At 55.5% G+C, this 2129-nt stretch carries 3 protein-coding genes; 2 read left to right on the top strand and 1 reads right to left on the bottom strand.

The features are described 5' to 3' along the window. Window positions 1–218: hypothetical protein (locus tag KKA81_16680; GenBank protein MBU2652562.1), on the top strand; the 218-nt coding region annotated here is incomplete at its 5' end. Between the two features lie 3 nt (window positions 219–221). Further along, window positions 222–1067: a hypothetical protein gene (locus tag KKA81_16675; GenBank protein ID MBU2652561.1), complete on the top strand. Its 846-nt coding sequence runs from the start codon at window positions 222–224 to the stop codon at window positions 1065–1067. A gap of 142 nt (window positions 1068–1209) precedes the next feature. Here the strand turns inward: KKA81_16675 and KKA81_16670 are convergent, their stop codons facing one another. Continuing rightward, window positions 1210–1680 carry a hypothetical protein gene (locus tag KKA81_16670; protein MBU2652560.1) on the bottom strand — a complete coding sequence of 157 codons (471 nt, stop codon included), beginning with the start codon at window positions 1678–1680 and terminating at the stop codon, window positions 1210–1212. Window positions 1681–2129 lie beyond the last annotated feature (449 nt).

Raw genomic sequence — 2129 nt, 5'->3', positions numbered from 1 at the left:
CGGGCACGATGTCCATTCACGGTATCAAGAAGTCGCTTGAGATTGACTGTACCGTGATCCGACAAAAAGACGGCTACCGTGTCCGGTCCGATTTCAGTGTGCGTCTGCCAGACTACAAAATCGAAGTACCTTCTCTGATGTTCATGAAAATAAACGAAAAAATCGCGCTCCACCTGGACTTCGGCCTCGCCGGAGCAGGAGCGGTATCTGCGAGGTGATCGATGTGCAAAGCAGTTTCATGTGCGATTTTGTCCGCCGTGCTTTTCGGTTCGTGTTTGTCGGCCGCTGAATCGCAATGGCAACGCCACAGTCCTCCGACCGGAGAAACGGTCGCGCCGTTTCACTCCACCCAGTCAATCGTACTTCCGACCGCCGAAACTCTCGGCCGTCGCCTGCTCCTGTTCGAGATCTCCCATCGCTTCCTCCCCCATTTTTCCGATGGTCACGACGTATTGTGGGCACTCGACGGGCCGGCTAATATCAGGTTCGGCCTCGGTTACGGAATCAGCAATCGCCTCATGGTGACGGCCGGCCGGAGCAACCTGATGGATAATTTCGACCTCTCGGCCAAATACGATCTGCTCCACACGTCACGTACGCCATTCCCGCTGGCCGCAGCGATACAGGTCGGCGGCGCGTGGAACACCGAGGTTCCTCAGCGGGACGCCGGCCACAGTCGCAATTTCCAATATTATGCGCAGTTAATCCTGAATGCATCTTTCTTCGATCGTCTCAGTCTCGGCGTGGTGCCGTCATTCTCGCACAATTACGACATCATGAGTGAAAGCGCCGAAAACGAAATCACCGTAGGGCTCTACTCCCGCTTTCGCACCACCCGTATCATGTCGCTTTTGGTCGAATGGAACGCGGCTGAGAGCAGCTACTCTTATGAGTACGACGCCGTCTCGTTCGGATTCGAAATGGAGACAGGGGGCCACTTTTTCAAGATGGTCGCCTCCAACTCAACCACGCTCAACCTCTCGCAGTACCTTCCCGGCACAGCCGAATCGGCCGACCCCAAGAACTGGCATTTCGGGTTTCTCATTACGCGCCTTCTCAAAATCTGAATCGCGGACTTTTCACCCGACTTCGCGCCGGGCGCCGGACTGCCGACATCAGACAGTCGCGGCGCCCCACCAACGTCAAAAGGCGGGACCTGATGGTCCCGCCTTTCTTTCAGCATGGCTCGCCTTACGGCGGGGGGCGTCGTCAGTTAGCTGTCGGACGCACCGTATTATCGCCCAGTTCCTCATGGACCTCCAGAGATTCGGCGATTGCCGTGCCGTTTTCCTTAAAGTAACCGCGAACTGTGATCGTCGCACCCGCGTGGACGTTTTCTTCGTCAAACTGTATCAGCCGATTGCTCGGCGACAGTCTCACGACTGCGTCGGCGGACACGATCACGGAAAAACCTTTTGCGAAGAATATCGTGCCGTTCTTGAAATCGACTCGCTCGACCGGGCTTTTCCAGGCAAACGTATCGCCTTTCTGTCCGGCACGATTGTCGATCAGTGGTCCAATGGTCTGAATGCTGCTGTCCGTGGCAGCCGGGCCGGTCGGACTCTGATCCGAGCAGCCGATTGAAGCTGCCGCCACGATCGCAACCGCAGCGATCGACCATACCTGTCGTTTCATTTTGGAGCCGTTCATCATGGGATCCTCCTTGTCTTTCGTTGTCATCCGGTGTCAGAGGTGGCCTCTGTTTTTGTTGCCCGCAATATTGTTAATTGTGGGTAATGTTGGTCTCTAATAACAAGAGGATTGGATGGTGATATTCGTACAGGCCGGGAAAGAAGAAGTTGATGCGATTCGTCGAGCATAGAGTCTGGGGCTGACTTTTTGTCACCGGCGCTGACGCCGCCGCCCGGTCGGGCAGTCATGAGCCGCCAGTTATAGGTCTTCCCTGGCACTCGGCAGTGGTATGCAAGTGCCTTGTTTCCAGCCTCAACAAGACAGACCCGGCAGAATCGAATTTTTCGTGATGCGGGCCAAGGCGAGTCAACGACATAAGGCTATATGGTTCGAGCATCGCGAGTTAACTGACACTAGCCCGAGCCGCTTGCCGCACTTTGAGCCAAAATCGCGGCAATTCCATTCCGGTGAAATTGGGGAATTTTCACCCACCAATT

The organism is Bacteroidota bacterium, from assembly GCA_018831055.1.
Classification (GTDB): Bacteria; Bacteroidota; Bacteroidia; order Bacteroidales; family B18-G4; genus M55B132.
This window is presented reverse-complemented; position numbering and strand designations above follow the sequence as displayed.

Bases quoted from the DNA above. Each gene is read 5' to 3' on its own strand.
- KKA81_16675 (MBU2652561.1), top strand. From the start codon at position 222: ATGTGCAAAGCAGTTTCATGTGCGATTTTGTCCGCCGTGCTTTTCGGT.
- KKA81_16670 (MBU2652560.1), bottom strand. From the start codon at position 1,680: ATGACAACGAAAGACAAGGAGGATCCCATGATGAACGGCTCCAAAATG.